Origin of the sequence: Rouxiella badensis (assembly GCF_002093665.1) — a bacterium.
In the GTDB taxonomy this organism is placed as follows: domain Bacteria; phylum Pseudomonadota; class Gammaproteobacteria; order Enterobacterales; family Enterobacteriaceae; genus Rouxiella; species Rouxiella badensis.
Genome location: NZ_MRWE01000050.1, coordinates 1 through 14,486, shown reverse-complemented (window position 1 = coordinate 14,486; position 14,486 = coordinate 1). Strand labels below are relative to the sequence as shown.

The 14,486-nt window shown below is 54.6% G+C and carries 15 protein-coding genes and 1 riboswitch; of the genes, 6 read left to right on the top strand and 9 right to left on the bottom strand.

The genetic code is table 11. The annotated features are described in order from the left end of the window. Positions 1 to 137: 137 nt before the first annotated feature. The 7 genes from thiH to BS640_RS20790 form a co-directional block, all read right to left on the bottom strand. Positions 138 to 1,280: a 2-iminoacetate synthase ThiH gene (gene thiH / locus BS640_RS20820; protein WP_017492756.1), complete on the bottom strand. Its 1,143-nt coding sequence runs from the start codon at positions 1,278 to 1,280 to the stop codon at positions 138 to 140. Then, complete coding sequence (locus BS640_RS20815; protein WP_084913264.1) at positions 1,277 to 2,050, bottom strand: thiazole synthase; 774 nt, start codon at positions 2,048 to 2,050, stop codon at positions 1,277 to 1,279. Before BS640_RS20815 ends, thiH begins: the two co-directional genes overlap by 4 nt. A 3-nt stretch (positions 2,051 to 2,053) precedes the next feature. Continuing rightward, the gene (gene thiS, locus BS640_RS20810) at positions 2,054 to 2,254 is read right to left on the bottom strand and encodes a sulfur carrier protein ThiS (RefSeq protein WP_017492754.1); all 201 of its coding nucleotides are present in this window, start codon (positions 2,252 to 2,254) and stop codon (positions 2,054 to 2,056) included. After that, on the bottom strand, positions 2,251 to 3,000 hold the full coding sequence (locus BS640_RS20805; RefSeq protein ID WP_017492753.1) for a HesA/MoeB/ThiF family protein: 750 nt from the start codon (positions 2,998 to 3,000) through the stop codon (positions 2,251 to 2,253). The genes thiS and BS640_RS20805 overlap by 4 nt, the downstream gene beginning before the upstream one ends. Continuing rightward, positions 2,987 to 3,646: a thiamine phosphate synthase gene (gene thiE / locus BS640_RS20800; RefSeq protein ID WP_084913263.1), complete on the bottom strand. Its 660-nt coding sequence runs from the start codon at positions 3,644 to 3,646 to the stop codon at positions 2,987 to 2,989. The genes BS640_RS20805 and thiE overlap by 14 nt, the downstream gene beginning before the upstream one ends. Beyond that, the gene (gene thiC, locus BS640_RS20795; RefSeq protein WP_084913262.1) at positions 3,643 to 5,610 is read right to left on the bottom strand and encodes a phosphomethylpyrimidine synthase ThiC; all 1,968 of its coding nucleotides are present in this window, start codon (positions 5,608 to 5,610) and stop codon (positions 3,643 to 3,645) included. The genes thiE and thiC overlap by 4 nt, the downstream gene beginning before the upstream one ends. A gap of 128 nt (positions 5,611 to 5,738) precedes the next feature. Further along, positions 5,739 to 5,865, bottom strand: a riboswitch (TPP riboswitch). 87 nt (positions 5,866 to 5,952) lie between these two features. After that, entirely contained in the window at positions 5,953 to 6,468 is a 516-nt protein-coding gene (locus tag BS640_RS20790; RefSeq protein WP_017492750.1) for an Rsd/AlgQ family anti-sigma factor, read from the bottom strand. 106 nt (positions 6,469 to 6,574) lie between these two features. Here BS640_RS20790 and nudC point away from each other — a divergent pair, with 106 nt between their 5' ends. The 6 genes from nudC to BS640_RS20760 all read left to right on the top strand — a co-directional run bounded on the left by nudC (position 6,575) and on the right by BS640_RS20760 (position 11,069). Further along, complete coding sequence (gene nudC / locus BS640_RS20785; RefSeq protein ID WP_017492749.1) at positions 6,575 to 7,351, top strand: NAD(+) diphosphatase; 777 nt, start codon at positions 6,575 to 6,577, stop codon at positions 7,349 to 7,351. Positions 7,352 to 7,475: 124 nt separating this feature from the next. Beyond that, positions 7,476 to 8,540 carry a uroporphyrinogen decarboxylase gene (hemE, locus tag BS640_RS20780; protein WP_017492748.1) on the top strand — a complete coding sequence of 355 codons (1,065 nt, stop codon included), beginning with the start codon at positions 7,476 to 7,478 and terminating at the stop codon, positions 8,538 to 8,540. 15 nt (positions 8,541 to 8,555) lie between these two features. Beyond that, positions 8,556 to 9,236, top strand: coding sequence for a deoxyribonuclease V (gene nfi / locus BS640_RS20775; RefSeq protein WP_017492747.1), 681 nt, complete (start codon positions 8,556 to 8,558; stop codon positions 9,234 to 9,236). Positions 9,237 to 9,306: 70 nt separating this feature from the next. Continuing rightward, positions 9,307 to 9,897, top strand: coding sequence for a YjaG family protein (locus tag BS640_RS20770; RefSeq protein WP_017492746.1), 591 nt, complete (start codon positions 9,307 to 9,309; stop codon positions 9,895 to 9,897). 191 nt (positions 9,898 to 10,088) lie between these two features. Further along, positions 10,089 to 10,361: a nucleoid-associated protein HU-alpha gene (gene hupA / locus BS640_RS20765; protein WP_009639126.1), complete on the top strand. Its 273-nt coding sequence runs from the start codon at positions 10,089 to 10,091 to the stop codon at positions 10,359 to 10,361. A gap of 66 nt (positions 10,362 to 10,427) precedes the next feature. Further along, positions 10,428 to 11,069 carry a DUF1481 domain-containing protein gene (locus BS640_RS20760; protein WP_026110652.1) on the top strand — a complete coding sequence of 214 codons (642 nt, stop codon included), beginning with the start codon at positions 10,428 to 10,430 and terminating at the stop codon, positions 11,067 to 11,069. A 66-nt stretch (positions 11,070 to 11,135) separates the two neighbouring features. Here the strand turns inward: BS640_RS20760 and purD are convergent, their stop codons facing one another. After that, the gene (gene purD / locus BS640_RS20755; RefSeq protein ID WP_017492744.1) at positions 11,136 to 12,425 is read right to left on the bottom strand and encodes a phosphoribosylamine--glycine ligase; all 1,290 of its coding nucleotides are present in this window, start codon (positions 12,423 to 12,425) and stop codon (positions 11,136 to 11,138) included. A gap of 14 nt (positions 12,426 to 12,439) precedes the next feature. After that, positions 12,440 to 14,029: a bifunctional phosphoribosylaminoimidazolecarboxamide formyltransferase/IMP cyclohydrolase gene (purH, locus tag BS640_RS20750; protein WP_017492743.1), complete on the bottom strand. Its 1,590-nt coding sequence runs from the start codon at positions 14,027 to 14,029 to the stop codon at positions 12,440 to 12,442. Positions 14,030 to 14,486 lie beyond the last annotated feature (457 nt).

The following is a 14,486-nucleotide window of genomic DNA, read 5'->3' as shown; positions in this document are numbered from 1 at the left end:
CTTTCAAACCGCAGATGCGTTACCTGCGCTCACTCGCCCGAATCACTGACCTGTGTCAGCTCATCGGGACTCGGCTCGCTTGCCGCCTGCCTGCAATTTGAATTCTATTGGATAAAGCATTACCTAATATCTGCTGATTAAAGACTTCTTCCTAGATGCTGATCCCAGTCCTTCCATACCGGCTGTAAACCTGCCTGCGTGAGCGCCTCGGCGACGCGTGCTGGTGGTCGATTGTCGTGCGGCTCGAACTGTTCCAGCTCGGGTTTATCATCTTCGGCATAACCGCCGGGCTGGGTTTTAGAACCCGCGCTGACGGTGGTGATCGCTACCGGAATAACGTGGTCGCGGAAATAGGGGGATTCACGAGTCGACAGTGAAAGCTCGACGTCAGGCGCAAACAGCCTGAAGGCACAAATCAGCTGCACCAACTGCCGCTCATCCAGTATTGACGCTGGCTCAATGCCACCGGCACAGGGGCGTAAACGCGGAAACGCCACCGAATAGCGGCTCTGCCAATACGTCTGCTGCAAATAGAACAGGTGTTCGGCCACCATGTAGCTGTCGGTCCGCCAGTTGTTCGAGAGCCCAAACAGCGCCCCCAGGCCAATCTTGTCGATTCCCGCACGCCCGAGCCGGTCAGGCGTCTCCAGCCGCCAGAAGAAATCCTGCTTCTGTCCACGCAGGTGATGCAACGCGTAGGTGGGGGCATGATAGGTTTCCTGATACACCAGTACGCCGTCGAGACCCAACGTTTTCAGCTCGGCGTATTCGTCCTGCTCCAGCGGCTGCACCTCAATCATCAGCGAACTAAAATGACCACGGATGGCCGGAAAATGGCGGCGAAAATAGGGCATCCCGACCTTGGTTTTGTGCTCACCGGTGACCAGCAGCAAATGCTTGAAGCCAAGCGCATTCAGCGCCTCGCACTCTTTCTCTATCTCAATCTCGTCCAGCGTTTTGCGCTTGATCTTGTTGCTCATCGAGAAACCACAGTAGGTGCATTCGTTCGCGCAGAGGTTGGAGAGATAGAGCGGGGCAAAAAAGCTCACCGTATTGCCGAAGCGCTGACGCGTTAACTGCTGTGCCTTCTGCGCCATAGGCTCGAGGTAGTTAATGGCTGCCGGGGAGATAAGCGCCATAAAATCTTCACGGCTGACGCGCGGGGCGTTGAGGGCGCGCTCAACGTCGGCCGCTGTTTTGCTGTTAATGCGTAGAGAGATGTCGTCCCAGTCTAGCGTTTGCCAATGCTGCTGAAAGCCCGTGCCTTGATAGTCTTTCATGGTCCGACGTTCTCCAGAAACTGCGTCAGCGGGCTGGAAGGATTAGCGCGCGCCGATTTACCGCCCAGACCGCTCTCCTTTGCTAACTGCCCCGCCTCGACGGCGAGCCTGAACGCCGTCGCCATCGCCACCGGGTTGCCAGCAACCGCAATGGCGGTATTGACCAGCACGGCATCGGCACCCAGTTCAAGCGCCTCGGCCGCCTGGCTTGGCGCACCGATACCGGCATCCACTACTACCGGCACCTTGGTCTGTTCAATAATAATGCGCAGGAACTCACGCGTTTGCAGCCCCTGATTGGAACCAATCGGTGCGCCAAGAGGCATCACCGCCGCACAGCCGACCTCTTCGAGGCGTTTACACAGCACCGGGTCGGCGCTGCAATACGGCAGTACCACGAAGCCCTGTTTGACCAGTATTTCGGCGGCCTTAAGGGTTTCTACCGCATCGGGCAGCAAATATTTGAGGTCGGGGTGGATCTCGAGTTTAATCCAGCATGTCCCCAACGCCTCGCGGGCCAACTGGGCGGCAAATACCGCCTCTTCGGCCGTTTTCGCGCCCGAAGTATTGGGCAACAGGTGCAGGCCTAGCTCTTGAAGCGGGCGTAAAATATCGTCGCCGCCGCGCTTGAGGTCAACGCGTTTCATGGCCATCGTCACCAACTGCGTGCCGGAGGCAACAATCGCCTGCTGCATAACCGACGCGCTGGAGAATTTACCCGTTCCAGTAAACAGTCGGGAAGTGAAAGTCGTATTAGCAATTTTTAGCATGGCTCATCCTCCGGCAATGGCTTGAAATACAACGACGTTGTCGCCGTCTTTCAGAACGAGTTCCGCCCACTGCGGGCGTGGAACGATGACCTGATTAACGGCAAGTGCACTGCCAGAAAGGGGGTGTTCAAGGAAAGACAGCAGGGCATCGACGGTAAGCGGGGCATCAAAGCGATAATCTTCGTCATTAACGATGACTTTCATCGCGTGCCTCCGCATACCGGGCAGTCCGCCGAGCGGGCAAGCTGGAGCGTACGCCAGCTTTGCTGCTTGCCGTCGAATAAGCGCAGTTTTCCGGTTAACGAGCTGGTGGCGCCGGCCAACATCTTGATAGCTTCCAGTGCCTGCAATGTCCCTATTACGCCGACCACCGGCCCCAGTACGCCCGCAGTGCGGCAGTTGCGGGTCGGTGTTTCTAAATCAGGATACAGGCAGCGATAGCAGCCGTGGGAATAGGGCGCTTCGATGACCAGCAGTTGGCCGCTAAAGCCTACCGCGCTGCCGCTGATCAGCGGTTTACCTGCTTCGATGCAGGCCTGGTTAACCGCATGGCGGGTCTCCATGTTGTCGCTACAGTCCAGCACCAGGTCCGCGCGTGCGATAATCGCCTGCAAATTGCCAGCATCCAGCCGCTCGGTCAGTATTTCGGTGTGACACAGCGGGTTGAGTTTGCCCAACTCCCGCTGGGCAATTTTCGCTTTGTGGCCGTCAGTATCCGCAGTGCGATAAAGAATTTGTCGCTGGAGATTGGAGACGTGCAGCGTATCGTCATCCGCCAGAAACAGAGTGCCGACGCCAGCGGCAGCCAGATACAGCGCCGCCGGTGAACCCAGGCCACCGAGGCCGACAATCAGCACCGTCGAGGCACGGATTTTTTCCTGCCCCTCCATGCCAATATCTTCCAGCAGCAGCTGTCGGCTGTAGCGCATGAATTCATTATCGTTGAGCATGGTTGTCGTCCCGATAAGGGCAGAGTTTGATTAATTCCGCCGTCGCCGCGCGCCAGTCCGGCGCTTGGGTGATAGCGCTGACCACCGCCACGCTGCCGACGCCGCACTCCATCACCGGCTGTACGCGGTCCAGACTAATTCCACCAATAGCGACTGTCGGAAACTTACCGTCCAACTGCTTGATATGACGCGTCAATTCCTGCAAACCCTGCGGCGCAGACGGCATGTCTTTGGTCTGCGTCGGAAACACGTGGCCGAGGGCGATATATGACGGACGGACGCTCGCGGCGCGCGCCAGCTCGGTGTCATCGTGTGTCGATACGCCCAGGCGCAGGCCGGCACGGTGAATAGCCAGCAGGTCGGTGGTATCCAAATCCTCTTGACCGAGGTGAATACCGTAGGCCTGATGCTTAACCGCCAGACGCCAGTAGTCGTTAATAAACAACCGGGCGTTGTGCTCGCGACCCAGCCTGATGGCCTCGATAATCGCCGGCTCAACCTCGTCGTCGGGCAGGTCTTTTATCCGCAGCTGTAATGTTTTGACGCCCGCCTCTAGCAGGCGGCGTATCCACTCGACGCTGTCTACCACCGGATAAAGCCCGAGGTAATAAGGCACCTCAGGGAACGGGGTGGATGGGATATTCATTTACCGACTCCTTCTTCAATGTTGTCTGCCGGATGGTACAGTTCGCCACCGCGCTCGCGGAAGGCTTCCGACATCTGTGTCATGCCTGACTCGACGATATCAATCGGGATAGCTTTGGCTTCCAGCGCAGCGGCGTAGTCGCGAACTTCCTGAGTGATTTTCATCGAGCAGAATTTTGGACCACACATCGAGCAGAAATGGGCGACCTTACCCGACTCCTGTGGCAGCGTTTCGTCGTGATAGGCGCGGGCCGTTGCGGGATCGAGCGCCAGATTGAACTGATCTTCCCAGCGGAATTCGAAGCGTGCCTTCGACATCGCGTTATCGCGGATCTGCGCGCCCGGATGGCCTTTGGCCAGATCGGCAGCGTGTGCGGCGATTTTGTAGGTAATCAAGCCCTGTTTAACGTCCTCTTTGTTCGGCAGGCCAAGGTGTTCTTTCGGCGTGACGTAGCACAGCATTGCGCAACCAAACCAGCCGATCATCGCGGCGCCAATGCCTGAGGTGAAGTGATCATAACCCGGTGCAATATCGGTGGTGAGCGGGCCGAGAGTATAGAACGGTGCCTCGTGGCACTTTTCCAGCTCTTCGGTCATGTTGCGGCGGATCATCTGCATCGGTACGTGGCCCGGACCTTCGATCATCACCTGCACGTCATACTCCCAGGCAATCTTGGTAAGCTCGCCCAGCGTTTGCAGCTCAGCAAACTGCGCTTCGTCATTGGCGTCCTGAATCGACCCCGGACGCAGGCCATCACCCAGCGACAGCGAGACATCGTAGGCAGCGCAGATTTCACAAATTTCACGGAAGTGCAGATAAAGGAAACTCTCTTTATGGTGCGACAGACACCATTTCGCCATGATGGAGCCACCGCGTGACACGATACCGGTCAGGCGTTTAGCGGTCATTGGCACATAGCGCAGCAGCACGCCAGCGTGAATAGTAAAGTAATCAACACCCTGTTCTGCCTGTTCCAGCAAGGTATCGCGGAACATCTCCCAGTTTAGATCTTCGGCGACGCCGTTAACCTTCTCCAGCGCCTGATAGATTGGCACGGTGCCAATAGGAACCGGGCTGTTACGCATAATCCATTCACGGGTTTCGTGGATGTAGCGGCCGGTTGACAGGTCCATCACCGTATCCGCACCCCAACGGGTCGACCACACCAGTTTCTCGACTTCTTCTTCGATAGACGAGGTGACCGCCGAGTTCCCGATGTTGGCGTTGACCTTGACCAGGAAATTACGGCCAATGATCATCGGCTCTGATTCAGGATGGTTGATGTTGGCGGGGATAATCGCGCGACCGGCCGCAACTTCGGCACGGACAAACTCTGGCGTGATGTTTTCCGGCAGGTGGGCGCCAAAGCTTTCTCCCGGATGCTGTTGCAGCAGCACTTCACCGCGAATACGCTCACGCCCCATGTTTTCACGCAGGGCGATGTATTCCATTTCCGGGGTGATAATGCCCTGACGTGCGTAGTGCAGCTGAGTGACCGTTTTCCCCGCTTTCGCTTTGCGCGGGCGCGGGAGATGCTCGAAACGCAGATGATCCAGGCCTTCGTCGGCCATGCGTTGCTGGGTAAAACCGGAGCTTACCTGCGGCAGCTCTTCGGTATCCTGACGCGCCTCAATCCAGCTGGCGCGGATCTTGTCCAGGCCGCGATGCACATCGATGTTGGATTGAGGATCGCCGTAAGGTCCGGCAGTGTCATAAACCGGGATCGCTTCATTGTCTTCAAACTTTGGAGCGTCTTTGGTACCGCCGATCATCGTCGGGCTGAGCTGGATCTCACGCATTGGCACCTGAATATCGGCGCGGCTACCCTGCAGATAAATACGTTTTGAATTTGGGAAGGCAACGCCTTGCAGGCTGTCGATAAAAGCCTGGGCTTCGGCACGCTGCTGGCGACGATTACTGGTTTTTTTTACCGGTTCATTCTGAAGTTCTGGGGTGTTCGACATAGCAAATTCCTCGTTTATCGCGAAAGGGAAAATTGCTTGTCAGGAGGTTTACAGCGGAAGTAAGGCGTTGTATTTGATTCTTGCGGCGTGGTAATTCCTGAATCAGGAAGCAGCGCAAAGTCCAAACGCAATAAATTACTCTTGTTCCCTTCGCGGGTACTAACCCGATCAGGTTCCGCGGATCCCGAATTAACGGTCTCAGCCTGGCAAATCTCAGTATAGAGAGGTCTGCGCTAGGCACTCCGACAAGAATTGGCCTGCACTTTCAGGCCGTTTAAGAAACCTCAATATACGAGGCTGATTATAAAACACAACCCTTTGCAGGGTTTTTAGGCAAAACTGTTAAGCCGGTCGAACAATCGCTGCATCGTTTGCAACAGTTGGCAAAGCCGCGATTTTATTGTCGAAGGCTAGCGTAATAAGTTGATCTTCAAGATCAAAACGGGCGTCCAACGCTTCGCCGATATCCGATAACGCGTAGTTAAATTCGAAAACGTTATCATCGTTGAAATCGGTTTCAGTATAACTGTCATGGAATGCCATGATAGCCTCGGTATTGGCCTCTAGGGCAGGATAGATTTTTGCCGCTGCCACAAAAAGAGTCTCTTGGGTGCCATCGGCTTCTTCAACTATCCTGTGATAAAGATGGAAATGTCCTGCTGAAAGATAGTCCACCAGATTCTGGCAGAAGTTGTCGAATGCTTTCTCATTCAGCGGCGTGTGTTTCTCTTTATTAGGTTTTAGGCCCACGAGAGTGCAGTAAGAAACCAAAAGTTCTTTGCGTGCGTGCAGCCATTGATCGATTAACTCATTGCTGCCACCAACGCGTTGGGTCAATCTTTCCAGACGATTTAGCATGGTTGACTCCGTGAGTAAGGTAAAAAAATGTCCAAAGGTTAAAGATTACTTATATGTAACTTTGCTTCCCAGATTGTCAGTGTCCTCGAGGTTATGCAACAACAATATGGAAATCCAAATCACAGAACAGCAGCGTGGCTGGTGGGTAGTCAGCCTTGAAGGTAAATTGTGGCTTCCAGAAGGATCCTTACCTAACGGATCCGCAAAGGATTTTTCCTTTACAGGAGATATTGGGCGACAGATCGGAGAATGGCAGGGCGAGCCGGTCTGGTTGATCCGCAAGTCGATGAAAGACGGCATGCAGTCGGCGCGGCAGCTATTGGATAGCGATCGCGGACTGTTCCAACTGGTAGGCCGTGGCGTTCAGCTGTCGGAGTTCTATCGGTCCCACAAGTTTTGCGGCTACTGCGGCCATGAAATGCACGTCAGTAAAACTGAATGGGCCGCGCTGTGTGGTCACTGCAAAGAGCGCTATTACCCGCAGATAGCCCCGTGCATGATAGTGGCTATTCGCCGTGGCAACGAGATCCTGCTTGCCCAGCACGTGCGTCATCGCGGCGGTGTACACACCGTGTTGGCCGGTTTTGCCGAAGTCGGCGAGACGCTTGAAGAGACCGTGGCGCGTGAAGTGATGGAAGAGAGCAATATTCGCGTCAAAAACATTCGCTACGTGAGCTCGCAGCCGTGGCCGTTCCCAAATTCTTTAATGATGGCATTTATGGCCGATTACGACAGCGGTGAAATACGTCATGATCCCAAAGAGCTGCTCAATGCGGGTTGGTATCGCCATGATGCCCTGCCGCTGTTGCCTGCAGTCGGGACTATCGCACGTCGCCTGATTGAAGATACTGTGGTTCTGTGCCGCGCAGAGGAAGAATCTTAGGCCCGACGTGCTACAATGTCCGCCTTATTTTTAGGCACCTGGCTCTTATTACGTAGAGTCGGTTGCCCACCCGGGTTCGCTGTACCCAAGAAGATCAGCAGAATATTTAAGGATCTTGCCAAGAATGAACGAGTTAAAAAACGATCGCTACCTGCGCGCACTGTTACGCCAGCCAGTAGATATCACGCCGGTGTGGATGATGCGTCAGGCTGGCCGCTATTTGCCAGAATATAAAGCGACACGTGCACAGGCGGGTGACTTCATGTCGCTGTGTAAAAATGCCGAACTGGCCTGTGAGGTCACTCTGCAGCCTTTGCGCCGCTATCCGCTGGATGCGGCGATCCTGTTCTCTGATATTCTGACCATTCCGGACGCTATGGGCCTTGGCCTGTATTTTGAAGCGGGTGAGGGGCCACGTTTCTCTTCTCCTCTGACCTGCCACGCCGACGTTGCCAAGCTGCCTATTCCCGATCCCGAGCAGGAGTTGGGCTACGTGATGAACGCGGTGCGCACCATTCGTAAAAACCTTAAGGGCGAAGTGCCGCTGATTGGCTTCTCTGGCAGCCCGTGGACGCTGGCAACCTATATGGTTGAAGGCGGCAGCAGCAAGGCGTTTACCAAGATCAAGAAGATGATGTATGCCGAGCCAGCTACCCTGCATCTGCTGCTTGATAAGCTGGCCGACAGCGTCATTCTGTATCTGAATGCGCAGATCAAAGCCGGTGCACAGTCTGTGATGGTGTTTGACTCCTGGGGCGGCGTGCTGACAGGTCGTGACTACATTGAGTTCTCCCTCAACTATATGCACAAGATTGTTGATGGCCTGATCCGTGAAAACGACGGTCGTCGTGTGCCGGTAACGCTATTCACCAAGGGTGGCGGTCAGTGGCTTGAAGCCATTGCGGCGACCGGCTGTGACGCGCTGGGTCTCGACTGGACCACCGACATCGGCGAAGCTCGCCGTCGCGTGGGTGATAAAGTCGCGCTGCAGGGCAACATGGACCCGTCTATGCTTTATGCGTCTCCTGCTCGCATCGAACAAGAGGTCGCAACTATCTTGTCCAGCTACGGTCACGGCAACGGCCACGTCTTTAACCTGGGCCACGGCATCCATCAGGACGTTCCGCCTGAGAATGCAGGCGCCTTCGTTGAGGCCGTCCACAGCCTGTCGCGTCAATACCACGACTAATAAGCAAGGGATCGCATGATAGATACCGGCGCAATGCGCGAAGAGCAGCTGATTAAGGCACAACACATCGTGCTCGAAGACCCTGCTTCGCCACTGTGCCCGGTTTATATTGCTGGTGCCGACATCGGGTTCGAGCAGGGCGGTGAGATTACCCGCGCCGCCGTGGCGGTGCTGCGGTATCCCTCGCTGGAGCTGGTGGAATACCAGATAGCCCGCATTCCTACGCAAATTCCCTATATCCCCGGTTTTCTTTCATTCCGTGAATGCCCGGCGCTCATCGAAGTCTGGCAGCGGCTGCAACACCGCCCGGACCTGCTGATGGTTGACGGTCAGGGCATTGCGCATCCCAGACGTTTAGGGGTCGCCAGCCATTTCGGTCTGATGATTGATGTGCCCACCATCGGCGTGGCGAAAAGCCGTCTTTGCGGGCATTTTTTGCCGTTAGCTGAAGCGGCAGGCTCGACGCAGGCCCTGTGGGACAAAGATGAGCAGCTTGGATGGGTATGGCGCAGTAAGCTTCGCTGCAATCCACTGTTCATTTCTCCGGGTAACGGTATCAGCCTGGCGTCATCGTTATATTGGGTTGAACAATGCACCCGAGGATATCGTCTTCCAGAGCCCACTCGCTGGGCAGATGCGGTGGCATCAAATCGGCCTGCTTTTCAGCGCTGGCAGCGTCTGAGCGGCATGGTTTAAGAATCAAGGCATAGGAGGCGGTCAGGTTTTCAGGTAAACTCCCGCCCAGAAAAGTTAACGAGAAAAAAACATGTTACGTAACCCGATTCATTTACGTCTAGAAAAGCTGGAAAGCTGGCAACATCTGACGTTTATGGCAAGCCTTTGCGAGCGTATGTACCCTAACTATCAGACGTTTTGCCTGCAAACCGGCTTTGGTGAGCCCCAGATTTATCGCAAAATTCTGGATCTGGTGTGGGAAACGCTTGTAATTAAAGATGCAAAGGTTAACTTTGACTCGCAGCTTGAGAAGCTGGAGGAGGCTATCCCTTCTTCAGACGATTACGATATTTACGGCGTTTATCCGGCTATTGATGCCTGTATCGCGTTAGGTGAGCTTATTCACTCGCGTTTGAGCGGTGAAACATTAGTTCACGCTATCGCAATCAGCGAAACATCCATCCGCACCGTTGCCATGCTCGAGATGACTCTGGCTGGCAAAGAAATGACCGATGAAGAGCTGAAAGTGATACCGGCTGTTGAAGAAGAATGGGACATCCAATGGGAGATTTTCCGCCTGTTGGCTGACTGTGAAGAACGTGACATCGAATTGATAAAAGGGTTACGTTCTGACCTGCGTGAAGCCGCTGTGAGTAACATTGGGATAAATTTAACGCAATAAGGCAAGAAAACGTGATTTAACGCCTTATTTGTCGTATCTCAAGGCTTCACATCCGTACCCTGTCTGGTCTACATTTGGGGTGCGTAATAAAAAGTGGCTATCGGTGCGTGTATGCAGGAGGGTGCTGTCAATCGGCATATCCGTCGCACTCGATGCTTTGCAAACGATAAACACACTGTAAAGGATAACTTATGAACAAGACTCAACTGATTGATGTAATTGCTGACAAGGCTGATCTTTCTAAAACTCAAGCTAAACTGGCTCTTGAATCTACTCTGTCTGCAATTACCGAGTCTCTGAAAGAGGGTGAAGCAGTACAATTGGTTGGTTTCGGGACTTTTAAAGTCAATCAACGTAACGAGCGCACGGGTCGTAACCCGCAGACAGGCAAAGAAATCAAAATCGCTGCTGCTACCGTTCCTGCGTTCGTTTCAGGCAAAGCTTTGAAAGAAGCTGTTAAGTAATTGCTTGCAGTGAAAAGAATAAACGAGGGGCCACGCTGGTCCCTTTCGTTTATCACCACCGGACTGATGGCCGTCACATTGGCCTTCAGTCTGGTCGGATGCAGTTCCCACCAGGATACCCCTCTTTTTAGCGCCAGTGGCTACATAGCCGATCAGGGCATTAACCGACTGTGGCGTGAGGACGACAGTGAACATCGTCCACAAACCCTCATCAACGTTTACAGTCCCTATTACGGTAAAGACACCGTGATAACCCGCTATGAATACGTCGACGGTGAGTTGCATCTGATTAAAGAAAGCCATGCCGCCGCCAAAGACCTCGGCGTGACGCTGCGTTTCGATCAGGAAGGTAACGTCAGCTTTATGCAACGACAGCTGGCCGACGCCAAAGAAAAACTCTCGGCGGACGATATCGAGCGCTACAAATATCAGGCAGACAAGGTCCTGAATTTGAGTAAGACGCTGCGCGCCGGGAACGTACAGCTAGTGCAGGGACGTTGGCGACAGGGCGTGATTACCACCTGCGCAGGTGAGCCCGTGACGCTTAGCCTGAATATTCGCTCGCAGGTCTGGCTAGCGAAGCGCGCCGCCAAGGCCGACGACAAGCTGGGACTTGCCTGGCTGACCGCCCCGGAGGGCAATGAACTGCTGCTGGTGGCAAACGAAGATTTCTGTCTCTGGGAACCGAAACAGGGCCAGTTAAACTAGCCTTCGGCGGTTTCCAGACAGTAAAAAGCCCGCATTGCGCGGGCTTTTTCTATTATAGAGCCGGGATTACTGACCCTGCTCGCGGGCAATCGCACGATAGCCGATGTCTTTACGGCAGAAGCTGCCTTCCCACTTGATGTCCTGCGCCAGCTGATACGCACGTTTCTGAGCGTCTGCCACCGTTTTTCCTAACGCCGTCACGCAGAGTACGCGGCCGCCGTTGGTCACAACGCGTTCGTCATGCAGGCGGGTACCGGCGTGGAACACTTTGCCATCCGGTGCTTCTTCCAGCGGCAAGCCAAGGATCACTTCGCCGTTGGTGTAATCGCCCGGGTAACCGCCCGCTGCCAGTACCACACCCAGAGAAGGGCGCGGGTCCCATTCGGAGGTCACTTCGTTCAGACGACCTTCCGCACCGGCCAGGCACAGCTCAACCAGGTCAGAGCGCAGGCGCAGCATAATAGGCTGAGTTTCAGGGTCGCCAAAGCGGCAGTTGAACTCGATAACCTTCGGCTGACCGTCGGCGGAGATCATCAAACCGGCATACAGGAAACCGGTGTAGACGTTGCCTTCAGACGCCATGCCACGCACGGTTGGCCAAATAACCTGGTCCATTACGCGCTGGTGGATTTCATCGGTGACGACCGGTGCGGGTGAATAGGCACCCATACCGCCGGTGTTAGGACCGGTATCTGCATCGCCAACGCGCTTGTGGTCCTGGCTGGTCGCCATCGGCACCACGTTTTCACCGTCAACCATCACGATGAAGCTCGCCTCTTCGCCATCGAGGAACTCTTCGATAACGATGCGGTGACCGGCGTCGCCAAAGGCGTTGCCTGCTAGCATGTCGTGAACCGCAGCTTCAGCTTCTTCCAGCGTCATCGCCACGATAACGCCTTTACCTGCCGCCAGACCGTCGGCTTTGATAACTATCGGCGCGCCTTTGCTGCGCAGATAGGCGAGGGCCGGTTCAATTTCGGTAAAGTTCTGGTAGTCGGCGCTTGGGATAGCATGACGTGCCAGGAAATCCTTGGTAAACGCTTTAGAACCTTCGAGCTGTGCGGCTGCCTGAGTTGGGCCAAAGATTTTCAGGCCGGCAGCGCGAAACGCGTCAACCACGCCGATAACCAGCGGGGCTTCTGGTCCGACAATCGTCAGGCCAATATCGTGGCTTTGGGCAAACGCCAGCAGACCCGCAACGTCGGTCGCGGCGATGTTGACGTTTTCCAGCAAGGGTTCAAGCGCAGTCCCGGCGTTACCTGGGGCAACGTAGATTTTGTCTGCCAGAGGTGACTGGGACGCTTTCCATGCCAGCGCGTGTTCACGTCCGCCGTTACCGATAATTAAAATATTCATTCAGAACTCCAAAATTAGTGGCGGAAGTGACGCATACCGGTGAACACCATGGCGATGCCATGTTCGTTAGCGGCTTCAATCACTTCATTATCACGCATGGAACCGCCGGGTTGGATAACGCAGGTGATGCCAACCGCAGCGGCTGCATCGATACCGTCGCGGAACGGGAAGAACGCATCAGAGGCCATGACAGAACCGGCAACTTCCAGACCTTCGTCGGCAGCTTTGATCCCGGCGATTTTGGCAGAGTAAACGCGGCTCATCTGGCCTGCGCCGATACCGATGGTCATTTTATCGCGTGCATAAACGATAGCGTTAGATTTAACAAACTTCGCCACCTTCCAGCAGAACAAGGCATCTTTCAGCTCTTGCTCGCTCGGCTGACGGGTCGTGACGACGCGTAAGTCGGCTACGTCGACCATACCGAGATCGCGGTCCTGAACCAACAGGCCACCGTTAACGCGCTTGAAGTCCAGCGCTGTTTGACGTCCTTTCCATTCGCCGCAGACCAATACGCGAACGTTTTGTTTGGTCGCAGTCAGCGCCAGCGCTTCTTCGCTCACGGAAGGGGCGATGATCACTTCAACGAACTGACGGCTGATGATGGCCTTAGCAGTCGTCGCATCCAGCTCGCGGTTGAAGGCGATGATGCCGCCGAAAGCCGAGGTCGGGTCAGTCTTGTAGGCACGCTCGTAGGCTTCGAGAACGTTGCCACCCACGGCAACGCCGCAAGGGTTCGCGTGCTTGACGATAACGCAGGCTGGTTCATCGAACTCTTTAACACATTCCAGTGCCGCATCGGTATCGGCAATGTTGTTATAAGAGAGGGCTTTGCCCTGCAGCTGTGTAGAGGTTGCTACCGATGCCTCACAAACCCCTTCTTCTATATAGAATGCGGCCTGCTGGTGGCTGTTCTCGCCGTAACGCATATCCTGCTTCTTGATGTAGCTCAGATTAAGGGTACGTGGGAACTGGCCAGAAGGAGACTCGGTGTCGCCGTGGTATGCAGGGACCATGGTACCGAAGTAGTTGGCAATCATGCCGTCGTAGGCAGCGGTGTGTTCGAAGGCTTTGATAGCCAGGTTGAAACGGGTGGCCAGCAGGAGTGAACCTTCGTTGGCATCCATCTCTTCAATAATAGAGGTGTAGTCGCTGCTCTTAACCACGATAGCAACGTCGTTGTGGTTCTTGGCCGCAGAGCGCACCATGGTCGGGCCGCCGATATCGATGTTTTCAACGGCGTCTTCCAGTGAGCAGTCCGGACGAGACACGGTAGCTGCAAACGGATACAGGTTAACGACAACCATATCGATCGGCGCGATAGCGTGCTGACCCATGATCTCGTCATCTTTACCGCGACGACCCAGGATGCCACCGTGCACTTTCGGGTGCAGAGTTTTAACACGTCCATCCATCATTTCCGGGAAGCCGGTGTAGTCAGAGACTTCTGTCACTGGCAAACCCGCGTCGGCCAGCAGGCGGGCTGTGCCACCAGTGGAAAGCAAATCCACTCCACGTTGAGAGAGGGCTTGGGCGAATTCTACGATACCGGCTTTGTCAGAAACACTGAGCAGTGCGCGGCGGATTGGACGACGTTGTTGCATGGTGGTTTATCCCTTGGCTTTGGAGTCGCAATAGAGAGCGTTACGTGAATTCAATGCTTGTTTCCCTCTATATATAGAAGAAAAACGCAGGATTGGATTCAGATAAGGTTCCACAGAAGCTGTAAGCATCATTATTGCAGATAGTGTCGGTTAATTCAGACGCGCGATATTGTAGCGAAAACGATTGCGCGATGCGCGTCAATTTTGAGTTTCGATGAACATTGTGGATAACTTTGTGTGTAAATCGGTATAAACCCCGCTTTTGCTGTGTATTGCAGCGAACAGTATTTTTTATTGAAATTAGGGGTTGCGGCTCCTCAGAAACTCCCTATAATGCCGCTCCATCGACAGGGAACAACGCAGCAGCAACGCGGTGTGAACAAGTCGGAAAGAATTAAAAATGATGATGACCGCGAAAATAAACGGTTGACATCAAATGAGGAAAGCGTAATATACG

Bases quoted from the DNA above. Each gene is read 5' to 3' on its own strand.
- thiH (WP_017492756.1), bottom strand. From the start codon at position 1,280: ATGAAAGACTATCAAGGCACGGGCTTTCAGCAGCATTGGCAAACGCTA.
- BS640_RS20815 (WP_084913264.1), bottom strand. From the start codon at position 2,050: ATGCTAAAAATTGCTAATACGACTTTCACTTCCCGACTGTTTACTGGA.
- thiS (WP_017492754.1), bottom strand. From the start codon at position 2,254: ATGAAAGTCATCGTTAATGACGAAGATTATCGCTTTGATGCCCCGCTT.
- BS640_RS20805 (WP_017492753.1), bottom strand. From the start codon at position 3,000: ATGCTCAACGATAATGAATTCATGCGCTACAGCCGACAGCTGCTGCTG.
- thiE (WP_084913263.1), bottom strand. From the start codon at position 3,646: ATGAATATCCCATCCACCCCGTTCCCTGAGGTGCCTTATTACCTCGGG.
- thiC (WP_084913262.1), bottom strand. From the start codon at position 5,610: ATGTCGAACACCCCAGAACTTCAGAATGAACCGGTAAAAAAAACCAGT.
- BS640_RS20790 (WP_017492750.1), bottom strand. From the start codon at position 6,468: ATGCTAAATCGTCTGGAAAGATTGACCCAACGCGTTGGTGGCAGCAAT.
- nudC (WP_017492749.1), top strand. From the start codon at position 6,575: ATGGAAATCCAAATCACAGAACAGCAGCGTGGCTGGTGGGTAGTCAGC.
- hemE (WP_017492748.1), top strand. From the start codon at position 7,476: ATGAACGAGTTAAAAAACGATCGCTACCTGCGCGCACTGTTACGCCAG.
- nfi (WP_017492747.1), top strand. From the start codon at position 8,556: ATGATAGATACCGGCGCAATGCGCGAAGAGCAGCTGATTAAGGCACAA.
- BS640_RS20770 (WP_017492746.1), top strand. From the start codon at position 9,307: ATGTTACGTAACCCGATTCATTTACGTCTAGAAAAGCTGGAAAGCTGG.
- hupA (WP_009639126.1), top strand. From the start codon at position 10,089: ATGAACAAGACTCAACTGATTGATGTAATTGCTGACAAGGCTGATCTT.
- BS640_RS20760 (WP_026110652.1), top strand. From the start codon at position 10,428: ATGGCCGTCACATTGGCCTTCAGTCTGGTCGGATGCAGTTCCCACCAG.
- purD (WP_017492744.1), bottom strand. From the start codon at position 12,425: ATGAATATTTTAATTATCGGTAACGGCGGACGTGAACACGCGCTGGCA.
- purH (WP_017492743.1), bottom strand. From the start codon at position 14,029: ATGCAACAACGTCGTCCAATCCGCCGCGCACTGCTCAGTGTTTCTGAC.